This is a genomic window from Nocardioides okcheonensis (assembly GCF_020991065.1).
Classification (GTDB): Bacteria; Actinomycetota; Actinomycetes; order Propionibacteriales; family Nocardioidaceae; genus Nocardioides; species Nocardioides okcheonensis.
Map to the genome: position 1 here is coordinate 2,027,323 of NZ_CP087710.1, position 16,037 is coordinate 2,043,359.

The window sequence follows — 16,037 nt, forward strand, 5'->3', positions numbered from 1 at the left end:
GATCGGGTGACGCCTGCCCCGTCGGGCCCGTGCGCGATGGCAGGTCCAGACCAGTGCCGATAGGTTGCCGCCATGACCGCGCAGGAAACGGCCCCCGTCAGCGCCGGCCGGGGCGAGCCCCTCGTCGTGCTCAGCGGCGTGCAGAAGCACTTCGGAGCACTGCACGCCCTCAAGGACATCGAGCTCACCGTCAAGCGCGGCGAGGTGGTCGTCGTGATCGGCCCGTCCGGCTCCGGCAAGTCGACGCTGTGCCGCACCATCAACCGGCTCGAGACGATCGACGAGGGCACCATCACCCTCGACGGCCAGGCCCTCCCCCAGGAGGGCAAGGCGCTCGCCGGGCTGCGCGCCGAGGTCGGCATGGTCTTCCAGAGCTTCAACCTCTTCGCCCACAAGACGATCCTGGAGAACGTCACCCTCGGCCCGATCAAGGTCCGCGGCGTGAAGAAGGAGCAGGCCGAGGCCAAGGCCCGCGAGCTCCTCGAGCGCGTCGGCGTCGGCCACCAGGCCGAGAAGTACCCCGCCCAGCTCTCCGGCGGCCAGCAGCAGCGCGTGGCGATCGCCCGCGCCCTGGCCATGGAGCCCAAGGTGATGCTCTTCGACGAGCCGACCTCCGCGCTCGACCCGGAGATGATCAAGGAGGTCCTCGACGTCATGGTCGACCTCGCGCAGCAGGGCATGACCATGGTCGTCGTCACCCACGAGATGGGCTTCGCCCGCACCGCCGCCGACCGGGTCGTCTTCATGGCCGACGGCGCGATCGTCGAGGAGAACACCCCGGAGGAGTTCTTCACGAACCCGACCTCCGACCGCGCCAAGGACTTCCTCGGCAAGATCCTCAAGCACTGACCCGCTGAGGACCCACCAGCTCGGGACACAACAGCACATTCCATCCCCAGAAACCCCCGACGGCCTCGGGCCGCCAACTGAAGGAGAGCAAGGATGAGATTCACCAGGACCAAGGCGATCATCGCCACGGCGGGATTGGCCCTGTCGCTCGCTGCCTGCGGCAACGCCGGCGAGGAGACGGAAGGCCCGGACGTCGAGGCGGCCGAGAACGCGGCCGACAACTTCGACGACGGCACCCGGATGAAGGAGCTGGCCGACGCCGGCACCATCAAGATCGGCGTGAAGTACGACCAGCCGGGCCTCGGCTTCAAGGACGCGGCCTCCGACACCCCCACCGGCTTCGACGTCGAGATGGCCAAGCAGCTCGCGGCGAGCCTCGGCATCACCGGCGACGACATCGAGTGGGTCGAGACGATCTCCGACAACCGCGAGCCCTTCCTCGAGGACGGCACCGTCGACCTCGTGCTGGCGTCGTACTCGATCACCGACGACCGCCGCAAGGTCGTCGGCCAGGCCGGCCCGTACCTGGTCACCGGCCAGCAGCTGCTGGTGCCGGCGGACAGCGACGTGGCGTCGACCGACGACCTCGCCGGCCAGGAGGTCTGCTCGGTCACCGGCTCGACCTCGCTGGAGAACGTCAAGGCCGAGGGCATGAAGCCGGTCGGCTTCGACACCTACTCCGAGTGCGTGGAGAAGGTGCTCGACGGCACGGTCCAGGCCATGTCGACCGACGGCACGATCCTCGCCGGCTACGCCGCGCAGAACGAGGGCGAGCTGAAGGTCGTCGGCGACGAGTTCTCCGAGGAGCGCATCGGCGTCGGCTACTCGATCGACCGCCCGGAGATGTGCCAGTGGATCGTCGACACCATCACCGACGCCTACGACAGCGGCGCCTACGAGGAGGCCTTCACCGCCACGCTCGGCCCCTCGGGCGTCGAGGTGCCGGAGCTCCCCGAGATGGACGCCTGCGCGTGACCTCGCGCTGAACCACCCCCGAGCCGGGGTCCGGGCCACCCGGGCCCCGGCTCGACACCGCCCGACCCGCCACTCCCGCTGAGAGGAGCCTCGTTGAACGCCGTGCTCGACAGCCCGGACCTCTACGTCAAGGCCTTCGGCTACACCGTCTTCCTGTTCCTCGTCTCCGGCGTCCTCTCCGTGGTCCTCGGCACCGTCCTCGTCGCGATGCGCGTCGGCCCCGTGTCGGTGCTGAGCCGGGCGGCGACGGCCTACGTGACGGTGGTGCGCAACACCCCGCTCGTGATGATCTTCCTGTTCTTCCAGCTCGGCGCGCCCAAGGTGTTCCAGACGCTGCGCTTCTCCTGGGTCGACATCCACATCGGCCCCTACGACTTCACCGCCTTCTTCAGCGCCGCGGTCGTCGCCCTGACGCTCTACACGTCCTGCTTCGTCTGCGAGTCGCTGCGCGCCGGCATCAACGCCGTGCCGCTCGGCCAGGCCGAGGCCGCGCGCGCCATCGGCCTGCCCTTCGGCGGCGTGATGACCCAGGTCGTGCTCCCGCAGGCGTTCCGCGCCTCGGTGCCGCCGCTGGCCAGCACGCTCATCGCGCTGCTCAAGAACACGTCCGTGGCCGGCGTCTTCGGCGTGATCGAGGCCGCGGCCCAGATGAAGTCGTTCACCAACGACTTCGCCAGCGAGCGCACGGGCATCTTCATCATGTTCGCGCTCGGCTACGTCGTCCTCGTCGAGATCGTCTCCGCGGTCGCGATCTACTTCGAGCGCCGGTGGAGGATCGCCTGATGGCCGCCAGTGTCCTGTTCGACGCCCCCGGTCCCGCGACCCGCGCGCGGCACCGCACGTACGGCATCGCCACCGTCGTCGGCCTCCTCGCGCTGCTCGGCTGGGTCGTGTGGCGCTTCAACGAGACCGGCCAGTTCGAGTACGCCAAGTGGGAGCCGTTCCTGACCCCGCGCTACATCCAGGCGATCCTGGTCGACGGCCTGCTGGTCACCCTGCAGATGGCGGCGAGCGCGATCCTGGGCGCGGTCGTCTTCGGCCTGGTCTTCGGCGTCGGCAAGCTCTCCGACCACGCGATCGTGCGCTGGCCGTGCTGGCTGGTCGTCGAGTTCTTCCGCGCCGTGCCGGTGATCCTGCTGATCGTCTTCGTCTTCTACTCGGTCGTCAGCGGCATGGACGAGCTGTCCCGCCGCACCTACTGGGCGGTCGTCATCGCGCTGACCCTCTACAACGGGGCCGTGCTGGCCGAGGTCTTCCGCGCCGGCGTCAACGCCGTCCCGCGCGGCCAGGCCGAGGCGGCGTACGCCGTCGGGATGCGCAAGTACCAGGTGATGACGCTGATCCTGCTGCCGCAGGCGGTGAAGATCATGATCCCGGCGATCATCAGCCAGATGGTCGTGGCGCTCAAGGACACCAGCCTCGGCTACGTCGTCGCGGGCCTCGGCCTCACGCGCGTCGCGAAGGCGATCTATCCGCAGTTCGCCAACCACGTGCCGACGATCATCGTCATCGCCGCGATCTACATCGTGGTCAACCTGCTGCTGACCCTCGTCGCCACCTGGGCGCAGAAGCGGCTCGTGGGCGAGCGGAAGGTGCTCGAGGTCGGGATGGTCGGCGAGGCCAAGGTCGGCGGATCCGCGCCGTTCTACAAGGGCGACACCGGCGGCGGGCCCGCCTAGGCCCTCTTGGCCGAGATCCAGAGCCGGATCTCGCCCTCGACGACGACCGTGCCGTCGGTGCGCGTGCCCCGGACGCGCACCGGCAGGTCGTAGCCCTCCCCGAGCTCGGCGGTCCACTGCTCGGGGTCGGTCTCGGCGACGCAGGTGATGTCGGAGCTCGCCTTGGCGGTGTAGGCGACCTCCATCCCCTTCGGGATCCAGCGGCGGTCGCGCGGGATGGTCGACTCGGCGAGCGCGCCCATGGCCGCCTCGAGGCCGTTGCACAGCGCGATCGCGTGCACCGTGCCGATGTGGTTGTGGACCCGTCGGCGGTCGGTGATCACCAGCTCGGCCCGGTTCGGCTCGACCACGGTGAAGCGCGGCCGGATGCTGGCGAAGTAGGGCGCCTTCTGGCTGAAGGCGAGCGAGAAGAGCCGGGCGCCCAAGGGCAGCGCGGTGGTCTTCTTCCAGAGGTCGAGGACGGCAGGCATGCCGCCGATGTTACTGCCGGGTAGCGAGCCAGGCGAGCACCCGGTCCGCCGTCTCGTCGGCCGGGAGGTCGGTGTTGTCCAGCTGGAGGTGCGGCCAGCGGGCGAGCAACCGTTCTCCCGGGGCGTCGCGGCCGGGCTCGGACGTCATCCGGTAGTCGGCCTCGAGCTGGCGGACGTTGCCGTCCGACCACTCGACGTCGCGCTTCGACTTCTTCTCGGCGAGCCGGTGCTCGGTGCGGTTGCGGACCAGCCGGGTGTCGAGGTCGGCGACCAGCTCGACGACCGCGACGTCGTCGGCGTACGGCGCAGCCAGCCGCTCGAGGTGGTCGGCCTCGTCCTGCTCGTCCATCCCCATCACGAAGGTGAAGACGAGGTCGGTGCCGGCGGCCGCGGCCTCCTCGATGACCCGGCTGCGGATCTCGGTGTTGAGCGTGCGGAACGGCGGGGTGCCGTAGTCGAAGACGTCGAGCAGCATCTCGATGCTGTGGTGGTTGTGGAACAGCCGGAAGTCCGACCGGTCGGCGACCGCGCGCCCGACGGTCATCTTGCCCACGGCGGGCGGCCCGAGGATCAGCAGCAGCATGGCCGGATCCTCCCCGAGGGACCCCCTCCCCCGCACCCGATATCCGAGGACGAAATGGGGGGCGATCCGGCCCTTCGGCCCACCAGAACGTCCCTAGATACCGGGGCTGAGGGGCGAGAGGACCTCGACCCGGTTGCCGTGGCCGTCGAAGGTGTGGAACCTGACGTGGCCGGGAAAGGTGGTGCGCTGGCTCTCGTCGACCTCGGCGCCGACGCCCCGCAGCCGCTCGGCGATCGCGTCGAGGTCGTCGACGACGAGGGCGGGGTGGGCCTTGCGCGCCGGGGAGAACGGGTCCTCGACCCCGACGTGGACCTCGGCCGTGACGGCGCCGGTGCGGTCGTACGCCCTGAACCAGCACCCGCCGCGGGCGACGAGGTCGGCGGGCTTGTCCACCTCGGTCATCCCGAGGCCGTCGGCGTAGAACCGGCGGGCGACGTCCTCGCCGCCGGGCGGGCAGGCGACCTGGACGTGGTGCAGCCGCATCACGCGACCACCTCGTCCAGCTCGGGCCTGCGCGCGACGACGAAGATGCGGCGGAACGGCATCACCACGCGGCCCGACGCGTCGGCGGGGTAGGCCTCGCGCAGCAGCGCGCGGAACTCGTCCTCGAAGAGCGGACGGAGGTCGTCGGGCAGCGCCTGGAGGGTGGGGCGGGCGCCGGTGCCGGAGACCCAGTCGAAGACCGGGTCGGGCCCGGCGAGGACGTGGAGGTACGTCGTCTCCCAGGCGTCGACCTCGCAGCCGAGGTCGAGCAGGACGCGGAGGTAGTCGGCGGGCTCGTGGCTGGCCGGGACCGCGACGTCGCGCACGTGCTCGGCGTAGGGCGCGCGCTCGGCGATGTCGCTGCGGATGGTGTGGCTCGGCTCGCCGAAGTTGCCCGGGACCTGGAAGGCGAACCAGCCGCCCGGCGCGACCCGGTCGACCAGCGACGGCAGCAGCGCGAGGTGGTCGGTCAGCCACTGCAGCGTGGCGTTGGAGACGAGCACGTCGACCGGTGCCCGCAGCGCGAGCGGGTCGGGGTGCGCCCAGTCGCGCAGGTCGGCGACCTCCCACGCGATGCCGTCGACCGAGCGCGCCGCGGCGATCATCTCGGGGCTGCTGTCGATGCCGGTCACCTGCGCGCCGGCCCACCGGTCGGCGAGCAGCGCCGTGAGGTTGCCCGGCCCGCAGCCGAGGTCGACGACGACGCGCGGCCGCTCTGCGTGCACCCGCGCCAGCAGGTCGACGAACGGCCGGCCGCGCTCGTCGGCGTACGCGAGGTAGCGGTCGGGGTCCCAGCTGTGGCTCATGCGCGTGCTCCTCCTCGGGCGGGCCGGGGTAGTCCAGTGCCGGATGGTCGTCCGGAGGTCGTCTTCACGACCGATTGTCACTGGACTACCCGGGAAAGTGTCTTGATGTCGAGACACTTGGAGCCTCGCCCGAAAACCTCTCGATGTCAAGATTCTCGACCGATCTGGCAGGATGTCGTCATGCGAGACGAGGTGGACGACCTGGTCGAGGCCTGGGGCCGCGAACGCGGCGACCTGGACCTCGCGCCCGTCGAGGTGTTCTCCCGCATCAGCCGGCTCGCCCGACACCTCGACCTCGCGCGCCGCGACGCCTTCACCGCGCACGGCATCGAGTCGTGGGAGTTCGACGTCCTGGCCGCGCTGCGGCGGGCGGGAGCGCCCTACGAGCTCTCCCCCGGCCGGCTGCTGCGCGAGACGCTGGTGACCAGCGGCACGATGACCAACCGGGTCGACCGGCTGGCCGCGCGTGGCCTCGTCGAGCGGTTGCCAGACCCCAAGGACCGCCGCGGCGTGCTCGTGCGGTTGACCATCGAGGGCAAGGCGGCCGTCGACGGCGCGTTCGAGGCGCTGCTGCGCGCCGAGGCCGACCTCCTCGCCGACCTCCCGGACGCCGACCGCGCCCGGCTCGCCGGCCTCCTGCGCTCGCTGCTCGCGCCCTTCAGCTGAGCCCTGCGCAGACGCGCGGACAGAAGTCCCGCGGCCGCGCGGCGCCCACGCCCGCGGCGAGGGGTGCTGCACGGGTTCGGTCCGCGCGTCTACTCGACGACCTCGGAGGCCTCGAGCCACTCCAGCTCCAGCTCCTCCTTCTCCGCCGCGAGCTCGCCGAGCTGGTCGCCGACGCGCGCGAGCAGGGCGTAGTCGGTGAGGTTGGCCTCCATCTCGGCGTGCAGCTCCGCCTCACGCGCGGCGATCCGCTCGAGCTGCTTCTCCACCCGCGCCAGCACCTTGCGGGCCGCGCGGTCCTCGGCGCTGCCGGGACGCGACTTGGCGAGCGTGGCGGCGTCGGCGTCGGCGTCGGGGGCGGGCTTCGCGGGTCGCGCCGCGCTCGCCGCGACCTCGTTCCTCGCGGCTTCCTGCTCGCGCGACTGCTGGGCGGCGCGCCGCTCGAGGTACTCGTCGACGCCGCGCGGCAGCATCGAGACCTGGCCGTCGCCGAGCAGGGCCCACACCGAGTCGGTGACCCGCTCGAGGAAGTACCGGTCGTGGCTGACCACGATGAGCGTGCCCGGCCACGAGTCGAGGAAGTCCTCGAGGACGTTGAGGGTGTCGATGTCGAGGTCGTTGGTGGGCTCGTCGAGCAGCAGCACGTTGGGCTCGGTCAGCAGCAGCTTGAGCAGCTGGAAGCGTCGCCGCTCGCCGCCGGACAGGTCGCCGAGGCGGGCGGTCAGCCGGTCGCCGGTGAAGCCGAAGCGCTCGAGCATCGACGTCGCGGTGATCTCCTGGCCGTCCAGCGTCTTCGTGACGCGCCGGATCGACTCGACCGTCGGCAGCACCCGCGCCTCGGGGTCGATCTCGTCGAGCGCCTGCGTCAGGTGCTGCATGGCGATCGTCCGGCCGTGCCTGACCCGGCCCACCTGCGGCGGCAGGGTGCCCGCGATCAGCGAGAGCAGCGACGTCTTGCCGGCCCCGTTGACCCCGACGATGCCGATCCGGTCGCCCGGACCGATCCGCCAGGTGGCGTGGTCGAGGAGCTTCCGCTCGCCACGGCTGAGGTCGACGTCCTCGATGTCGATCACGTCCTTGCCGAGCCGCTGGCTGGCGAAGCGCTGGAGCTCCATCCGGTCGCGCGGCGGCGGCACGTCGTCGATGAGGGCGTTGGCCGCGTCGATGCGGAACTTCGGCTTGGACGTACGCGCCGGCGGGCCGCGCCGCAGCCAGGCGAGCTCCTTGCGGGCGAGGTTCAGCCGGCGGGTCTCGGAGGCGGCGGCCTGCCGCTGGCGCTCGGCCTTCGCGAGGACGTACGCCGCGTAGCCGCCCTCGTAGGCGTCGACCGCGCCGTCGTGGACCTCCCACGTGGTCTGGCAGACCTCGTCGAGGAACCAGCGGTCGTGGGTGACGACGATGAGCGCGCTCGGCAGCCCGACGAGGTGGGAGGCGAGCCACGCGACCGCCTCGACGTCGAGGTGGTTGGTGGGCTCGTCCAGGATGATCAGGTCGTGGCGCGAGAGCAGCAGCGCCGCCAGCGCGCAGCGCCTGCGCTCGCCGCCGGACAGGCCGACGACGGCGCGGTCGAGCGTGACGCCGGCGAGCAGCTCCTCGACGACCTGCCGGGTGGTCGGGTCGGCGGCCCACTCGTGGTCCTGGCGCCCGCCGAGCACCGCCTCGCGCACGGTGTGGCTGTCGACGAGCTCGTCGCCCTGGTGGAGGTAGCCGATCTCGACCCCACGGGTCCGCGACACCCGCCCGCCGTCGGGCTCCTCGATCCCGGTCATCACCTCGAGCAGGGTGGTCTTGCCGTCGCCGTTGCGCCCGACGATGCCGACGCGCTCGCCGAGGGAGATGCCGAGCGACACGTCGTCGAGCAGCGGCCGCACGCCGTAGGACTTCGAGACGCGCTCGAGGTTGATGAGGTTCGCCATGACCGGCCGATCCTCTCAGGTGCGCCCCAGCGGGCGCGGATCGGCGTACGCCGTGCGTCCACCGCGACGCCCGGGCGGTGTCCCACCCACGTTCTCGAGAGCAGGAGTGTGGGTGGCGCACCGCCGCTCCGGCGCGTCCCGACCGACATGCCGACGAGCGGTGTCCCACCCACGTTCCCGCGGCCGGGAGTGTGGGTGGGGCACCGCTCGGACGGGCGGGCGGCGACCGGCGCTCAGCTGATCGGCTGCCCGCCGTCGGCGGGGGCGGGCGAGGTGGTGCCGAGGCTGGGCGCGGCGTCGTCGGTGCGGGCGTACTTCTGGATCAGCTGCTCGACGTCGAGGCCGGTCGTCGCCTTGAGCAGCTCCATCGTCTGCACCAGGTTGTTGGTGACCTGCCGGGGCAGCTCGCCGGCACCGTCGGCGGAGATGACGGTGAGCTTGTCGATGCCGGCCATCGGGCGGGCGAGCTCGGCGGCCACCTTCGGCATCACCTCTATGAGCATCTGCAGCACCGCGGCCTCGTTGTAGCCGGCGAAGGCGGCGGCCTTCTTGTCCATCGCCTCGGCCTCGGCCTGCCCGGCGGCGAGGGTCGCGGCGGCCTGCGCCTCACCCTCGGCGCGTACGGCGTCGGCCTCCGCGACACGGCGGGCCTTCTCGGCCTCACCACGCTTGGCGCCCTCGATGGCCTCGGCCTCGGCGAGCGCGGAGCGGCGGGACTTCTCGCCCTCACCGGTCAGACGGGCCTTCTCGGCCTCCGCCTCGGCGTTGGCGATCGACGCGGCCTTGCGGGCCTCCGCCTCGAGGATGGCGGAGCTGCGACGACCCTGCGCCTCGGTCTCGACGCGGTAGCGCTCGGCGTCGGCGGGCTTGCGGACCTCGGTGTCGAGCTGGCGCTCCTTGAGCGCGGCCTGCCGGACGGCGACCTTCTCCTGCTCGAGCAGGACGGCCTGGTCGCGGTCGGCCTGGGCGAGCGGGCCGGCGGCCGCGGCCTGCGCGTTGGCGGCGTCGGTCTCGGCCTTGATCTCGGCGTTCTTCAGGGCGAGCGCGCGCTGGGTGACGGCGATCTCCTGCTCGGCGGCGATGCGGGCCTGCTCGGCGGCCTGGCGGGCGTTGGCCTCGGCGATCGACGCGAGCTGGTTGAGCTTGGCGGCCTCCGGGCGGCCGAGGTCGGCGAGGTAGGAGCCGTCGTCGGTGATGTCCTGGATCTGGAACGTGTCGAGCACCAGGCCCTGGCCGGTCAGCGACGACTCCGACTCCTCGGCGACCCGCTGGGCGAAGGCGGCGCGGTCGCGGATGATCTGCTCGACCGACATCGAGCCCACGATCGAGCGCAGCGCGCCGGCGAGCACCTCCTGGGTGAAGGTCTCGATCTCGGCCTGCTGGCTGAGGAAGCGCTGGCCGGCCGCGCGGATCGAGTCCTCGTTGCCGCCGACCTTGACGAGGGCGACGCCGTCGAGGTTGAGCTTGATGCCCTGGCCGGACACGGCGCCGCGGATCTGCACCGAGATCCGGCGCGACGACAGGTCGAGGGTGGCGAGGCGCTGCACGAACGGGATCACGAAGACGCCGCCGCCCATGACGACCTTCTGGCCGGAGAGGTCGGTGGAGATCTCGCCGGTCTCCGGGTTGCGCACCTCGCCCTTGCCCTTGCGGCCGGTGACGATGAACGACTCGTTGGGACCGGCCACCTTGTAGCGCGTGGTGACCAGCAGTGCGATCAGCACCAGCAGGACGACGAGGCCGATCACGGAGGTGACGACCGGGGACAGACCGAACATGGACGGTGCTCCTAGAGGTGGGCGGTGGGCCTGGGCGGTGGGGGTTCAGGGCAGGAAGAGCGGCTCGACCTCGACGGCGGTCGGGGAGATCACGCGGGTGACGCTGACGCGGGTGCCGGCGGGGACGGCGGCGCTGGAGCGGGCGTTGAGGCGGGTGAGGTGACCACCGACGCTGAGCTGAACGACACCGAAGCCGTCCTCCGGGATGGCGCTCACCACCGATCCCATCTTCTCGAGCAGGTCGGACGTGCGGACGGCGTCGCCCTCCCCGTCGCCGTGCAGGAAGCGCGAGGCCTTCGCGGCGAGGGCGCCGAGCAGGACGCCGAGCACCAGCCCGATGACGACCGCCAGGGACGTCGACCCGGTCGCGTCGAGGGCGATCGCACCGCCGAAGCCGAGCGCGCCGAGGAAGCCGGCGAGGGCCTCGGTCGAGAAGAAGCCGGCGCTGAGCCCTTCGAACGCACCGTCGAGCACGTCGCCGACGACGAGCGCCACGACGAGCAGCACGACGCCGAGCGCGCCGACCACCAAGAACGCGGTCACGATCCTCCCCCAGTCACCCGCGTGGCGCGGATGTCGCGCACAACATAGCGGGATGCTTCCCCGTCCGGCGCGGTTCATGCCCGGTCGGTGCGTCCCAGCGCGAGGAAGTGCCCGGTCGGTGCGTCCCAGCGCGAGGAAGTGCCCGGTCGGCGGGTCCCAGCGCGAGGAAGTGCCCGGTCAGACGGTGGTGACGACGTGGGCGCCCGCGACCGGGCCGGTCGCGGTGAGGACGACGCGCTCGCCGGCACCGGCGAGGCCGAGCGCGGTCTCCCGCGCGCCCGCGGCGGAGTCGCAGAGGAACACCACGGTCGGGCCGGACCCGCTGACCAGGCCGCGCAGCGCTCCCTCGGCCTCGCCGCGGGCGATCAGGTCGCCGAGCTCGGGCCGCAGGTCGATCGCGGGCTCCTGCAGGTCGTTGTGCAGCGCCCGGGCGAGGCGTACGGGCTCCCCGCTGGCGAGCGCTGCCAGCAGCGGCTCGGCCGAGGCCGGCGTCTCCGGGGCGTCGGGGTGGAGCGCGTCGAAGTGCCGGTAGACGGCCGGGGTCGACAACCCCTCGGTGGACGGAACCGCGACCCACCACCACGTGCCCGCGTCCTCGACGGGCGTCACGATCTCGCCGCGCCCGACCCCGCGCGCCGTGCCGCCGACGAGGCTGAACGGGATGTCGCTGCCCAGCTCGGCCGCGACGGCGAGCAGGTCGTCGTCGGAGGTGCGCAGCCCGTGGAGGCGGTCGTACGCGACCAGGGCGGCCGCCGCGTCGGCCGACCCGCCCGCCATGCCACCGGCCACCGGGATGTCCTTGTGGACCTCGAAGGCGCCGGACGCCGGCCGACCCGCGCGGCGCGCGAGGAGCCGCGCGGCGCGGACCACGACGTTGTCGTCGCCGTCCGGCACGGCCGTCGGGTCGATGTGGTCCGCGACCCGCGTGACGACCGACAACCCGTCGGCAGGGGCGAGCGTGAGGTCGTCGTGGAGCCCGATCGCCTGGTAGACGGTGTCGAGCGGGTGGAAGCCGTCGTCGCGGACACGTCCGACCCCGAGGTGGAGGTTGATCTTCGCGGCGGCGCGCACGGTGACGCTCACGGGGCTCCCGGGGAGCCCGGGCGCGGCGCGCCCTCCTCGAGCAGCGGGAACAGCGCCTCGGCGATCCGGGCGAAGTCCTCGACGGTCAGCACCTCGCCGCGCGCCGTCGGGTCCACGCCGGCGGCCTCGAGGGCGGCGGTGGCGACCTCGGCCGAGCCGGCCAGGCCGCGGAGCGCCGCGCGCACCTGCTTGCGGCGCTGGGCGAAGGCGGCGTCGACGACCGCGAAGACCTGAGCGCGGGACGCGGTGGTCACGGGCGGCTCGCGGCGGGTCCAGGCGACCAGGCCGGAGTCGACGTTGGGCGCCGGCCAGAACACGTTGCGGCCGATCGCGCCGGCGCGGCGCACGTCGGCGAACCAGGCCGCCTTCACGCTCGGCACGCCGTAGGTCTTCGAGCCGGGCGGCGCGGCCAGCCGGTCGGCCACCTCGGCCTGCACCATGACCAGCCCGCGCTCGAGCGACGGCAGCAGGGTGAGCAGGTGGATGAGCACCGGCACCGAGACGTTGTAGGGCAGGTTCGCGACGAGCGCGGTCGGCGCCGGTCCGGGCAGCTCCTCGACGCGCATCGCGTCGGCCAGCACGACCTCGAACCGGTCGGCCTGCCCGGGGGCGTACGCCTCGATGGTGGCAGGCAGCCGCTCGGCCAGCAGCGGGTCGACCTCGATCGCGATGACGCGACGGGCGACCTCCAGCAGGGCCAGGGTCAGCGACCCCAGGCCGGGGCCGACCTCGACCACGACGTCGTCGCCGGTGATCGCCGACTCGCGCACGATCCGGCGCACCGTGTTGGCGTCGATGACGAAGTTCTGGCCGCGCTGCTTGGTCGGCCGCAGGTCGAGCTCCGCGGCCAGCTGACGCACCTCGGCCGGCCCGAGGAGCCTCGGGCCGGCCGGGTTCGTGGTCATGCGGTCACCCTAGTCGTCTGCGCTCGCGGGTCTCGTGACGGGCGCTGCGCGCCCTCCTCGACCGACGGACCGCCGCTGCGTCAGCGGGGCAGGCCGAGCTTGGCCGCGCAGCCGGGCCAGGAGCCGTAGCCGCCGGTCGCGTCACGCAGGCGCGTGGCGACGGCGATCTGGGTCTCGCGGGAGGCCTGGTGGGGATAGCCGGTGCCGCCGTAGGCCCGCCAGGTGCCGAGGTTGAACTGCAGGCCGCCGTAGTAGCCGTTGCCGGTGTTGATGGCCCAGTTGCCGCCGGACTCGCACTTCGCGAGCGAGTCCCACACGGTGCCGCCGTCGGCGAAGTTGGAGGTCGGCTGCTCCTTGGTGCCGACCATCACGACCTGCGCGACCGGCTTGACCCTGACGTCGGCGCGGACGACCTTGCGGGCCACCAGCTCGCCGTTGACGAAGCGCAGCCGGTAGGTCACGTCGCGCACGCCGTCCCTGCCCGCGCGCACGACCTGCTCGTCACCCTCGAACATCGAGGGGTCCTCGCGCTCGACGACGGGCGCCTCGACGACCTCGCGCGCCACCTTCCTGGTGGCGATGCGGATGTCGGTGACGACGATGTCGTCGCCGTCGGCGATCTCGGTGTCGAGCGAGGGCTTCACCTTGTCGCGGCCGTCGACCTCGACGCCCATCGAGTCGAGCACGTCGGCGACGGTGAGGGCGGCGACCTGGCGCTTCTTCAGCTCCTTGGCGCCGACCTTGATGCTGACGACCTTGGGCGTGACGACCTCGAGCTGGAGGCCGCTGCGCCCGATGGACGCGCTGCGGCTCGCGGAGAGGTCGGCGCCGTCGAAGCGGCGGCCGATCTCGCCGAGCGCACTGGCGACGTTGGTCGAGTTGACCCAGTACGTCGCCTCGTCGCCGTCGACGGACAGCTCGAGCGGGCGCCCGAACTGGACGGCGATGGCGGACCCGTCGGTGACCGACTCGTCCATCGCGGGGGCGACCAGGTCCTTGTCGGTGATCTCGATGCCCTCGGCGGCGAGGACGTCGCCCACGGTGTCGCCGATGGCGCTCACCTGGGTGGTCCGGCCGTCGAGGCTGAGGGTCACGTCCTTGCTGAGGGCCGCGTAGCCGACGGTGGTGCCGCCGACGGCCGCCACGACCACGGCGGACGCGGCGACGAGGGCGGTCCTGGACCTGCTGAGCTGCGCGAGACGAGAGCGCACGATTCTCCGAACGTCGTACTCCCCGGGCCTCGGGTGGCAGCACACCCCAGCCACGAGCGTGCCGGCCACGGTGGTGCAGGGGTGAGGCCGTACGACGGTGCGAGCGGGGGTCTCGCAGGACCGGCCCGATCCGGTCCTCGTGCTGCCGGAAACACTCCCGATCCCGGCCAACAATCACAAGACGATAACGACGACGGGCGGGTCCGCAAACTCGAACGCGGAAATTGGTGCGAGATCCGGGTCACGGAAGAACCTGTCACCGCCCCGCACCGCGGCCCTACCAGGGACCCCCGAAGGCGGTCTCGGTGTTGGTGTCGATGGCCCGGCAGAGCGCCTCCAGGTCGGCGTCGAGCACCTCCGCCATGGCCCGCACCGTCACCGGCACGAGGTAGGACGCGTTGGGCCGTCCGCGCCACGGCGTGGGCGTCAGGTAGGGCGCGTCCGTCTCGACGAGGACCCGGTCGAGCGGGGTGATCGCCAGCGCGTCGCGCAGCGGCTGGGCGTTCTTGAAGGTGACGGTGCCGGCGAAGCTGAGGTGGGCGCCGCGGTCGAGGCAGGCCCGCGCGAAGGCGGCGTCGCCGGAGAAGCAGTGCATCACCCACCGCTCGGGCGCGCCCTCGGAGTCGATGACGCGCAGCACGTCGTCGTGGGCGTCGCGGTCGTGGATGACCAGCGTCTTGTCGAGCCGCTTGGCGAGGTCGACGTGGCGGCGGAAGCTCTCCTCCTGCGCGGCCCGGCCGTCCTCGCCGGTGCGGAAGGCGTCGAGGCCGGTCTCGCCGATCGCCCGGACCTTGTCGTGGGACCGGGCGAGGTCCTCGATCTCCGCGAGCGCGGCGTCGAGGTCGCCGGTGGCGGCGAGCCGCGGCGCCTCGTTGGGGTGCAGTGCGACGCCCGCGACGAGGGCGGCGTGCTCCGCGGCCGCGGCGACGGCCCAGCGGGCGCCGGGGAGGTCGCAGCCGATCTGCACGATCCGCGGCACTCCGACCGCGGCGGCAGCGGCGATCGCGTCCTGCGTGGCGAGCCAGTCGCCGTCGGCGATGTCGAGGTGGCAGTGGTTGTCGACGACCGGGTGCGGCAGCGGCTCGGGTGCGGGCGGGCGCTCGCGGTCGCGGCGGGACCCGGACTTCTCCTCGGTGGCGGCGCGAGCACGCGTCGGCTCAGCGGTGGACAACGTCGTAGACCTCCCGCTTGGGCAGCCCGGCGCGGCGGGCGACCTCGGCGATCGCCTCCTTGCGGCTGGACCCGGTGGCCTCGAGGTCGGCGACGGCGGCCCGCAGCGAGCCGGGGTCGGTGGCGACGGCCGGACCACCGCCGCTGGAGCCCTGGACCACGACGGTCACCTCGCCGCGTACGCCCTCGCCGGCCCAGGCGGCCAGCTCGCCGAGCGGGCCTCGGCGGACCTCCTCGTGGGTCTTGGTGAGCTCGCGGCACACCGCGGCGGGGCGGTCGTCGCCCAGCGCCTCGGCCATCGCCGCCAGCGCCGCCTCGGTGCGGTGCGGCGCCTCGAAGAACACCATCGTGCGCTCCTCGGTGGCCAGCGCGGCGAGTCGGCGGGCCCGCTCCCCCGCCTTGCGCGGCAGGAAGCCCTCGAAGCAGAACCGGTCGACCGGCAGCCCGCTGACCGCGAGCGCGGTCAGCACCGCGCTCGGTCCGGGGACCGCGGTGACCCGCACGTCGCGCTCCACGGCGGCGGCGACCAGTCGGTAGCCGGGGTCGGACACGCTCGGCATGCCCGCGTCGGTCACCAGCACGACCCGCTCGCCGGCGAGGAGCGCCTCGAGCAGCACCGGCGTGCGCGCCTGCTCGTTGCCCTCGAAGTAGGACACCACGCGCCCGCCGAGGGTGATCTGGAGGTCGGCGCACAGCCGCTTGAGCCGCCGGGTGTCCTCCGCCGCGACCACGTCGGCGCCGGACAGCTCGGCGGCGAGGCGGGGCGGGGCGTCGCCCGCCTGCCCGATCGGGGTGCCCGCGAGGACCAGGACGCCAGCCATGGGTCGATCATCGCAGCCGTGGCCCTGCGCCCCGACACGAGAGTCCCCGGATATCCGGTGACTTTCGTGCTTCGCACCCAGGATCTCGGGTGCCAAGCACGA

17 protein-coding genes are annotated in these 16,037 nt (G+C 72.6%); 5 read left to right on the top strand and 12 right to left on the bottom strand.

Annotation, left to right across the window (positions count from 1 at the left end; translation table 11 throughout):
- The first annotated feature begins 72 nt into the window (after nucleotides 1-72).
- From LN652_RS09795 to LN652_RS09810, 4 genes are all read left to right on the top strand, one after another.
- Nucleotides 73-849, top strand: coding sequence for an amino acid ABC transporter ATP-binding protein (locus tag LN652_RS09795; protein ID WP_230444480.1), 777 nt, complete (start codon nucleotides 73-75; stop codon nucleotides 847-849).
- 93 nt (nucleotides 850-942) lie between these two features.
- Entirely contained in the window at nucleotides 943-1,824 is an 882-nt protein-coding gene (locus LN652_RS09800) for a glutamate ABC transporter substrate-binding protein (protein ID WP_230444481.1), read from the top strand.
- Between the two features lie 102 nt (nucleotides 1,825-1,926).
- Complete coding sequence (locus LN652_RS09805; RefSeq protein ID WP_230444717.1) at nucleotides 1,927-2,607, top strand: amino acid ABC transporter permease; 681 nt, start codon at nucleotides 1,927-1,929, stop codon at nucleotides 2,605-2,607.
- Nucleotides 2,607-3,503, top strand: a complete 897-nt coding sequence (locus LN652_RS09810) for an amino acid ABC transporter permease (RefSeq protein ID WP_230444482.1) — start codon at nucleotides 2,607-2,609, stop codon at nucleotides 3,501-3,503. The genes LN652_RS09805 and LN652_RS09810 overlap by 1 nt, the downstream gene beginning before the upstream one ends.
- Here LN652_RS09810 and LN652_RS09815 read toward each other — a convergent pair.
- From LN652_RS09815 to LN652_RS09830, 4 genes are all read right to left on the bottom strand, one after another.
- Nucleotides 3,500-3,973 carry a hotdog fold domain-containing protein gene (locus tag LN652_RS09815; protein WP_230444483.1) on the bottom strand — a complete coding sequence of 158 codons (474 nt, stop codon included), beginning with the start codon at nucleotides 3,971-3,973 and terminating at the stop codon, nucleotides 3,500-3,502. The genes LN652_RS09810 and LN652_RS09815 overlap by 4 nt on opposite strands.
- A gap of 10 nt (nucleotides 3,974-3,983) precedes the next feature.
- A complete protein-coding gene (locus LN652_RS09820; RefSeq protein WP_230444484.1) occupies nucleotides 3,984-4,556 on the bottom strand; it encodes a DEAD/DEAH box helicase family protein in 573 nt (190 codons plus the stop codon).
- Between the two features lie 93 nt (nucleotides 4,557-4,649).
- Nucleotides 4,650-5,039 (bottom strand): VOC family protein, encoded by a 390-nt coding sequence (locus tag LN652_RS09825; protein ID WP_230444718.1) that lies wholly within the window; start codon nucleotides 5,037-5,039, stop codon nucleotides 4,650-4,652.
- Nucleotides 5,039-5,845, bottom strand: a complete 807-nt coding sequence (locus LN652_RS09830; protein WP_230444485.1) for a trans-aconitate 2-methyltransferase — start codon at nucleotides 5,843-5,845, stop codon at nucleotides 5,039-5,041. The genes LN652_RS09825 and LN652_RS09830 overlap by 1 nt, the downstream gene beginning before the upstream one ends.
- 180 nt (nucleotides 5,846-6,025) lie before the next feature.
- On the opposite strand from LN652_RS09830, the gene LN652_RS09835 reads away from it, so the two are divergent.
- Nucleotides 6,026-6,511, top strand: coding sequence for a MarR family winged helix-turn-helix transcriptional regulator (locus LN652_RS09835; protein ID WP_230444486.1), 486 nt, complete (start codon nucleotides 6,026-6,028; stop codon nucleotides 6,509-6,511).
- A gap of 89 nt (nucleotides 6,512-6,600) precedes the next feature.
- On the opposite strand, the gene LN652_RS09840 is transcribed toward LN652_RS09835, so the two are convergent.
- From LN652_RS09840 to rsmI, 8 genes are all read right to left on the bottom strand, one after another.
- Nucleotides 6,601-8,424 (bottom strand): ABC-F family ATP-binding cassette domain-containing protein, encoded by a 1,824-nt coding sequence (locus LN652_RS09840; protein WP_230444487.1) that lies wholly within the window; start codon nucleotides 8,422-8,424, stop codon nucleotides 6,601-6,603.
- Nucleotides 8,425-8,657: 233 nt separating this feature from the next.
- Nucleotides 8,658-10,202, bottom strand: a complete 1,545-nt coding sequence (locus tag LN652_RS09845; RefSeq protein WP_230444488.1) for a flotillin family protein — start codon at nucleotides 10,200-10,202, stop codon at nucleotides 8,658-8,660.
- A 45-nt stretch (nucleotides 10,203-10,247) separates the two neighbouring features.
- Entirely contained in the window at nucleotides 10,248-10,745 is a 498-nt protein-coding gene (locus LN652_RS09850) for a hypothetical protein (protein WP_230444489.1), read from the bottom strand.
- Nucleotides 10,746-10,922: 177 nt separating this feature from the next.
- On the bottom strand, nucleotides 10,923-11,828 hold the full coding sequence (locus LN652_RS09855) for a 4-(cytidine 5'-diphospho)-2-C-methyl-D-erythritol kinase (protein WP_230444490.1): 906 nt from the start codon (nucleotides 11,826-11,828) through the stop codon (nucleotides 10,923-10,925).
- Nucleotides 11,825-12,733, bottom strand: a complete 909-nt coding sequence (gene rsmA, locus LN652_RS09860; protein ID WP_230444491.1) for a 16S rRNA (adenine(1518)-N(6)/adenine(1519)-N(6))-dimethyltransferase RsmA — start codon at nucleotides 12,731-12,733, stop codon at nucleotides 11,825-11,827. The genes LN652_RS09855 and rsmA overlap by 4 nt, the downstream gene beginning before the upstream one ends.
- Nucleotides 12,734-12,813: 80 nt before the next feature.
- Nucleotides 12,814-13,944 (bottom strand): transglycosylase family protein, encoded by a 1,131-nt coding sequence (locus LN652_RS22030; protein ID WP_329958478.1) that lies wholly within the window; start codon nucleotides 13,942-13,944, stop codon nucleotides 12,814-12,816.
- 277 nt (nucleotides 13,945-14,221) lie between these two features.
- Nucleotides 14,222-15,115: a TatD family hydrolase gene (locus LN652_RS09875; protein ID WP_230444492.1), complete on the bottom strand. Its 894-nt coding sequence runs from the start codon at nucleotides 15,113-15,115 to the stop codon at nucleotides 14,222-14,224.
- On the bottom strand, nucleotides 15,102-15,935 hold the full coding sequence (gene rsmI / locus LN652_RS09880; protein WP_230444493.1) for a 16S rRNA (cytidine(1402)-2'-O)-methyltransferase: 834 nt from the start codon (nucleotides 15,933-15,935) through the stop codon (nucleotides 15,102-15,104). The genes LN652_RS09875 and rsmI overlap by 14 nt, the downstream gene beginning before the upstream one ends.
- Nucleotides 15,936-16,037: the final 102 nt, after the last annotated feature.